Raw genomic sequence first — 7,850 nt, 5'->3', positions numbered from 1 at the left:
CGTTTACGTCGAACACAATTCTAAGATTGTTCAGTATCGACCTATCGCCAAAAAAAATGACACTTTAAATACTTGAAAAGCAGACTAATAAGCCTGCTTTCTTTAAAACTTTGTAGAAATTTCTACTAAACTGTATATCTGGAGCTCTTATCGAGATTTGAACTCGAGACCTCTCCCTTACCAAGGGAGTGCTCTACCACTGAGCTATAAGAGCATTTAATACTTCGATGGAGCGGGAGACGAGGGTCGAACTCGCGACATGCAGCTTGGAAGGCTGCCGCTCTACCAACTGAGCTACTCCCGCATATTGGTAAGACACTAGATCGAAGTTTTAAAATTGGTGGTGAGAGAAGGATTCGAACCTTCGAAGCTTACGCGGCAGAGTTACAGTCTGCTCCCTTTGACCGCTCGGGAATCTCACCATTTACACTTACTTCAGTGTTGTTCTTTACTCGACTACTTAAACTCTCTAAGATGGTGCCGGCACACGGATTCGAACTGTGGACCTACTGATTACAAGTCAGTTGCTCTACCAACTGAGCTATGCCGGCGTTTCTTAGTGTTTCGTACGTTTCGTATCGGAACGGTGTGCAGTTTAGCAAAACTTGAAATCCGTGCAAGTGTTTTTTTCAAAAAAACCCCTAAAAACTCACAAAATCAATCCGTTTGATGATAATTCAACCGCTTTGATCACTGCGCGAGCTTTTATTTGGGTTTCATTCCACTCAGAATCAGGATTTGAGTCTGCAACAAGACCCGCACCAGCCTGTACATAAACCTTATTTTCGCGAATAACACAGGTTCTAATTGCGATAGACATGTCCATTTCACCATGCCAGCCTAAATAACCAACAGCACCGCCAAAAATTCCACGTTTTACTGGCTCAACTTCGTCAATAATTTCCATAGCGCGAATTTTTGGTGCCCCAGAAAGTGTTCCTGCAGGGAATGTTGCTTTAAAAACATCCAAAGCATCTACGCCTTCCGCAACTTCCCCTTGCACATTAGAAACAATATGCATGACATGTGAATAACGTTCGATCACCATTTGATCAGTGACTTGCACTTTACCAATTTTTGATACACGCCCAATGTCATTGCGACCCAAATCAATCAACATTAAGTGCTCTGCGATTTCTTTCTCATCGGAAAGTAAATCTTTTTCCAGCGCTAAATCTTCTTCTTTGGTTTTACCTCGTGGTCGTGTGCCCGCTAATGGGCGCACAGTCGCCACTCCATTTTCTAAACGCGATAAAATTTCAGGTGATGAGCCCACAATATAAAATGGCTTTTCATCACTAAGCGTCTTTCCTTGTACTAAAAACAGATATGGTGAAGGATTAAGATGACGTAATGCACGATATACTTGTAAAGGATCACCATCAAAGTCCGATACCATGCGATGACCAGGAACCACCTGCATCACATCACCCGCACGAATGTACTCTTTAACAGTTTCAATCGATTCTAAGAATTTTTCTTTACCTGTTAATGATTCAAAATGAGGGGCCGTGTGAGGCTTTGCCTGCAAGCTCACCGGTGTGGCAAGTAATGATTCAATTTCATCCAGCTGGCTTTGTGCTTTATCAAAAGCATCCGCATCCTGTGTATCCGCATGTACGATAATAAATAGCGTGTCTTTTAAATTATCAAAAACTACAACTGTTTTAGACAACATGAGCCATAAATCTGGCAATCCAACAGGATCAGCATCAGGAACGTTATTTAAGCGCGGTTCAATATAGCGTACCGCGTCATACCCCAAATAGCCCACCAACCCCCCTGTAAAGTTGGGCAAATCTGGGAGTTCTGCTTTTGATGGCACTTTGAACTGCGATTGAAAGTCACGGATATACTGGAAAGGATCTTGACACTCAAACGATTCGACTTGGCCATCAGCTTTCTGAATTGTTAACTGTCCTTCATTGCAAGAGAATACCGTTGACTCGCCTAGACCAATAATCGAGTAACGCGCCCAGTTTTCACCACCTTCTACAGACTCAAATAAATAGGCTTGTTGATGTTGTTTTAAACGTGCAAATACTGACAATGGAGTGTCAGTATCAGCTAAGCGTTGGCGATAAACTGGAATTAGGTTAAAACCTTGCGATTGAAGCTGTTGAAATTGAGTTGATGTTGTCATGAGGAATTCTCTGTAGTTTTCGATGCATATTGAATGTTCTATAAAGTCTGCGCTGAGAGACGCCATCGAAAAACATTAAAACTATTCATTCCTCTACCCTTCTTTATTTATTACAACTTACTTAGAAATCAACACAGTTAAATCATCAACTACTTGTTGCGGCTTACATAGCTGAATATCTTCGCCATGATTATAACCATAGCTTACGACAATACAATCAATACCCGCACGGCGCGCTGCCTCTACATCATTCGATGAGTCACCAATCATCAAGGTATTGTCCAGATCAGTTCCAAAGGCCTCAACACAATGCAACAAAGGTTTAGGATCTGGTTTTCTCACCTCAAAACGATCTCCACCCACCGTATCCACAAAATAGTGATCCATCTTTAATTCAGCCAATATTTTTCTAGCGGGTAATTCCGGCTTATTCGTGACACACACCATTTTTTTTTGATGAGCTCGACCCCACTCTAAAAATTCGATAATGCCGTGAAATGGACGCGTATCCACGCACGGTTCGGCATTATAAATTTCTAAAAAAGTATCCAATAATTGTTGATGCTCAGAAGGCTCTACACGCCCAGTCAGATGCATTAAAACACTCTGACAGAACAATGAAGTCCCTTTGCCAATCCAATTTCGAACTTGAGATTCTGTGACCAAAGGCAGTTCTAATACATTCAAACTCATATTCATGGCACGATATAGATCAAATGCCGAATCAACCAAAGTTCCATCCAGATCAAAAAGAATTAAGTCACGCTGTTCCAAATTCGCAATATTCATTATTTTAAACCTAACAAAAAAGGCATGCGAAAGCATGCCTTAAAAAATCACATGCAACTTAGTTGAAAATAAACCAGGCAACTAGTGCCACAATCACTAACACCAATAATGCCATTAAGCCAATATTGGCATTTTTTTGAGTTTCCAACTCTTTTTCCGTACAAGTTGCAGGAATATTTACCTCACATGCTTCATGCTTATTGACAGTTGTATTAACATCAACTCCCTCAGGAATTGGCGCTGGTTTAGGAATTCCTACATTTTGAGGCATACCATCTCGACTAAGCTGAACTGAGCTATCTCGCTCTTTCAGATCAGGCATACCCTGCTCAAGCATTTCAGCTGCTGCTGTCTTCTCTACTGCAACCTTTGAAGAAATTTCAGCTGTTGCGATTGCTTCGCTAGGCTGCTGAACATCTTGTAATGTTTGTGCAGATTGCGCAGGTGCTAAAACTGAAAATTTATGGCTAGCAAATTGCAGAATATCGCTATCTTTAACAATAGTTTCGCCTTCAGCAACTTTTGTATCGTTAATAAACGTGCCATTTGACGAACCTAAGTCTTGAACAGTGAGCACCTGCTCTTTTAGAAACAAAGCAGCATGACGGCGTGATACATCTGCAGACTGAATCAAAATATCTGCATCTTGATGACGACCCACCAACATGTCTCGATCGATATCAACTTCTTTACCCGCAAATTCGCCAGTAATTGTTTGTAATTTCCAAGTCATAGTTTCGATCCATTATTCAAGTTTTGACATTTTAACATGGCTGTTTTCGAGATTCACATTGAACGCATGTTATCGAGATGGTCTCAATGTCGTGGTTGTGACCGTATTTTGTGTTCTTTGCACATCTTGTTTTGGCTCAATCGCGACAGGGGTTTCCACCACGACTTGGGCATTGTTTGTATTTGTTGTGGCAACTTGATTGTAAATCACAGGCTTTGGCAGCACTCGCGTTGATTTCACCACAGGATCCTGAGTCACGATGACATTTGGACGTTCAATCACACGCCCTACTGGCTTAGACTGTGCTGTCGGAGCAGTATAACGCTGTACCTGTGGCTCTACTGCTTGAGGCGTTGATGGCACTACGATAGGCTTAACGGGTTGAGGAGTACTTGATACAGGCAACCGCTGTTGGAAGATATCATCAACATTATCCGGTAGCTTCTTAAATGTTCCATCACCATCTAGCGCTAACTGCAAACTGTATAAACGGTCATAGCGTTGCTGTGACAATCTACGAATATCAGCCGTATCTCCTACGATTGTTGGATGAATAAAAACGAGTAGGTTTCGTTTCACATTATTCTTTGCATCTGCTCTAAACAGTCTACCCAAACCAGGAATCGAGCTTAAACCTGGGACGCCTTGACGCGTTAACTTAGTATCATCTGAAATCAGACCACCCAGTACAATTGTTTGACCATTTTCAGCCAAAATCGAGGTTTTTATGGCACGCTTAGTGGTCACCAAGTCTTTCGCCTCACCACTATCTGGCTTCACCGAGGATACTTCTTGTTCTACAGCAAGACGAACTGTTCCACCTTCACCAATTTGCGGAATGACCTTTAATGTTACACCAACATCTTTACGCTCAATTGAAGTATAAGGGTTTGCTGTTCCACCTGTCGTTGTCACAGATCCTGTCTGGAATGGAACATTCTCACCCACAACGATATAAGCTTCCTCGTTATCCATGGTGACAATCGATGGTGTAGACAGTAAGTTCGACTTAGTATTGGTCTTCAATGCCTGAATCAGTGCGCCATACAGTTTACGCGATCCATTCGCACCTTCTTTATATTCACCTAAGGCCAATGAAGCACCAGCTCCAATCAAACCAGCACCCGTAGCTACATTACCAAGGAATCCAGAAGCCAATTGACTCAGCCCCACACCCGCTTTATCAAAATTGATTACACCAATACCACTACTGATGTCACCTAGTGCCCACTGAACACCCAATTGATCTACGTCATTTCCTTCAACTTCAACAATAGCAGCCTCAATGAGAATTTGTTGACGACGCACGTCAAGTTGTTGAATAGCGGATTCAATTTCACGCATGAGTTGAGGATCTGCTTTTACCACTAATGCATTTTGTGCACCATCAGCAATAATACTCACGCCATTACTATTAAAACTCGTAATGTCTTGTTGATTTTGATTTGAACCACTATTCAAATTAATCGCTGGAGTACTCACACTCCCATTTGAAGACGTATTACTCGAGCTATTATTAATTAATGAGTTACTAGCACTTGAATTGGAGCTTGAACTATTTGAATTACTGGTACTATTCACCGCCTGACCAGATACTAAACCTTGTAAAATTTCAGCCAAATTTTTTGCGCTTGCATACTTAAGCTTAAATACTTTTAGACCGCCTAAGCGATCAGCTGAAGGAACATCAAGCATTTCGATCATTTGACGAATGCGTTTACGAGTACTTGGATCACCCTTGATCAAAATACGATTAGTACGTGCATCTGCAATAATACGTACTCGAGAACCTGAAATGTCTTTGGCACCCCCCGTAGAAGACATTGAATCCAACAAAACTATCAGCTCTTCAGCTTGGCTAGACTGCAAGCTAATAGCCTCAATATCGTTTTGTCCGGTTCCATCTAAATTACGAATAATCGTTTCAAGCTGTGCAATATTATTCGCACGATCTGAGACTATAAGCGCATTTGTTCCTTGTACCGCCGCCAAATGCGCAAATTGCGGCATGAGTGGTCTTAACGCGGGTATTAGATCATTGGGGTTGGTATTTTCCAGCCAAATGACACGAGTAACCACTTGATCGCCTCGTGCGTTCCGAGAGGCATCAAAAGGCACACCTGAATTTTTTACATTATTGTCAGGGACTAAGCGGATAGTGTTACCTGCAGGTACAGCAACAACGCCATTAACGTTTAACACTCCCAAGAACAAATCATAGACTTCAGCTTTGTTTAAAGCCTTATTTGAAATAACCGTCACATTACCCCGAACCCGCGGATCAACTGCGAAGTTTTTCCCTGTGATATCTGCAACTTCGTTAATAAATGCAGTCAAATCTGCATCACGCAGGTTAATTTTCCAAGTTTGCGCTTGCGCAGCGGTACTTGCGACAGCCAATACTGGTGCTACTGCGACCATCGCCCAAAATGACCGATTTCGATTTAAAAAATCCATAACTTGTTATATTTCCTAATACTTTATGCAAATTAACACATTTTAAAATTCTTGTTGGAAGGTCATCACTTGATCACCTCGTTTTACTTCAATGCGAACTTTACCTTCTCGTCTAGCCTGTTCTAGCAGTTGCGCATCACTTTGTCCTTGACCTACCGATTGCCCATTCAAGGATAAAACGCGATCGCCAGGTCTTAATCCTAGTTTGCTTCTCAAAAATGCAGGCGTACGATCCGTGACTTCATAACCTTGACCACCATCGGTGTTGACACCCATATTACTTAAGTATTGTTCACGATTTTCTTGAATTTGATTGATTGCTTGACCAATGGCATTTTGAGTAGTCGTTTGACCTGAATTCGAAGTTGCGTTAGCAGAATTTTGCTGTGCATCAGGTACCAGCGGCTGATTAAGATTTTCTATTCCGGTAAATCTCAACTCAGTCGTCGCACCACTCGGCTGTTTCAATACCACATGATCCCAATATACTTCTGAAAGCTGATAAGAACTTCCTTCCAAAGTTTGTCCAATGGTATAACGATCAGCAACCTCTCGAACTTTAATCACCGCTGAAGATTGACTACTCGGCGTCGAAACCACAACCCCTTGCAACGTAAGCGCTAAATTAACATCAGCAGCACTTACTTGCGCACCTGTTTCTTGAAACAATGAGAAACTCGATATATTCGGAACAGGAAGTTGCTGCGAACCTAATGCGACTTGGTCAACTTGCATGACTTGCGGTGGTGCAACCACCAACCAAAATAATGAAGCGAGCTTCCACATCATGATTAAAATCAGAATAAATAAAGTAAGTGGAGCAATTCGATCTAAATCTTTTAATGAAATTTGTGAAAACTTATCTTGGAATCCTTTCATTAGAAACCTCCACTCAGCAGTGGCTGTCTCGTACTGACGACAAAGGTATCTAAACCAGCTTTACCATCGTATGAAGGCACATTCATTAATAATCTTTGGGTCACCTGTGCATCCAACATTAATGCAGGATCTAAACTAAGGTTAGCCATTTTTTGCCCGCGCTGATCTTGTACATCAATGAGCAGTTTTCCAGCTTCGTCTGAAAATTGCCCTTTTAAGGATGGCATATTCATTCGTTCTTGTTTTTGGGCAAATGTATAAGTTAGCGTACCACCACCCCATTGCATCTCTCCGTTGGTTTTTGCAAAACCATCGTTTTTTTTAAATTGAAATGCTACATCCTTCAGCTGAATACTATTCTGAGGCCATTGCCAATCCACAAATGTTTTAAGTGTTTCAGGAGCAATATTTCCACTCATATTTTTGATAATTATTTTTTTTCCAAGCCCATAACCCACCACACCGTTGAGTTGCGTCTGACCACTATGTATTTCTAAGTTGGCACCAGCTCTTAATAAAATCAGATCGAGAGGACGTGTTTGCCAGATGACAGAACCTGCAAGATTTCCTTTTTGCCAATCTGCTTGACCTTGCCAGATATTGCCACTGACATTTTTTAAAATTTGATTATTTTTATAAAATTTAGTAATGAGCCACGATGCTGGAACTTGTAAAAAAACAAATAATAAAAAAGCGAAGATAGCGACGCTTAACCACACCATTTTTTTGATTTTTTTATCATTCCATGTATACCAACATCTAAGTCTAATTAACCGCAAAATGTTTGAAAATTTTCTATCTTGGTATTATGCATAAATTTTACACTTCTCCAATTCACTTATAAAAAAA

General features: G+C 41.1%; 6 protein-coding genes and 4 tRNA genes. All 10 read right to left on the bottom strand.

The genetic code is table 11. The features are described 5' to 3' along the window. Positions 1-139 precede the first annotated feature (139 nt). Positions 140-214: transfer RNA gene (locus CL42_RS15105), tRNA-Thr, on the bottom strand. Between the two features lie 14 nt (positions 215-228). Continuing rightward, positions 229-304, bottom strand: a tRNA-Gly gene (locus CL42_RS15100). Between the two features lie 34 nt (positions 305-338). Then, positions 339-422, bottom strand: a tRNA-Tyr gene (locus tag CL42_RS15095). Positions 423-475: 53 nt separating this feature from the next. Then, positions 476-551 (bottom strand) — tRNA-Thr (locus CL42_RS15090). Between the two features lie 98 nt (positions 552-649). Continuing rightward, the gene (gene trpE / locus CL42_RS15085; RefSeq protein WP_035270448.1) at positions 650-2,143 is read right to left on the bottom strand and encodes an anthranilate synthase component I; all 1,494 of its coding nucleotides are present in this window, start codon (positions 2,141-2,143) and stop codon (positions 650-652) included. A 117-nt stretch (positions 2,144-2,260) separates the two neighbouring features. Continuing rightward, positions 2,261-2,932, bottom strand: a complete 672-nt coding sequence (locus tag CL42_RS15080; RefSeq protein ID WP_035270445.1) for an HAD-IA family hydrolase — start codon at positions 2,930-2,932, stop codon at positions 2,261-2,263. Positions 2,933-2,990: 58 nt separating this feature from the next. After that, positions 2,991-3,665 carry an FHA domain-containing protein gene (locus CL42_RS15075; protein WP_035270441.1) on the bottom strand — a complete coding sequence of 225 codons (675 nt, stop codon included), beginning with the start codon at positions 3,663-3,665 and terminating at the stop codon, positions 2,991-2,993. Between the two features lie 69 nt (positions 3,666-3,734). Continuing rightward, the gene (gene gspD, locus CL42_RS15070) at positions 3,735-6,122 is read right to left on the bottom strand and encodes a type II secretion system secretin GspD (protein WP_035270440.1); all 2,388 of its coding nucleotides are present in this window, start codon (positions 6,120-6,122) and stop codon (positions 3,735-3,737) included. A 42-nt stretch (positions 6,123-6,164) separates the two neighbouring features. Beyond that, positions 6,165-7,001 (bottom strand): type II secretion system protein N, encoded by an 837-nt coding sequence (locus CL42_RS15065; RefSeq protein WP_035270436.1) that lies wholly within the window; start codon positions 6,999-7,001, stop codon positions 6,165-6,167. Further along, a complete protein-coding gene (gspN, locus tag CL42_RS15060; RefSeq protein ID WP_035270433.1) occupies positions 7,001-7,723 on the bottom strand; it encodes a type II secretion system protein N in 723 nt (240 codons plus the stop codon). Before gspN ends, CL42_RS15065 begins: the two co-directional genes overlap by 1 nt. Between the last annotated feature and the right edge of the window lie 127 nt (positions 7,724-7,850).

The organism is Acinetobacter sp. Ver3 (genome assembly GCF_000632455.1).
In the GTDB taxonomy this organism is placed as follows: Bacteria; Pseudomonadota; Gammaproteobacteria; order Pseudomonadales; family Moraxellaceae; genus Acinetobacter.
The sequence above is the reverse complement of the archived record's forward strand: the minus strand, read 5'-3'. Positions and strand labels throughout refer to the sequence as shown.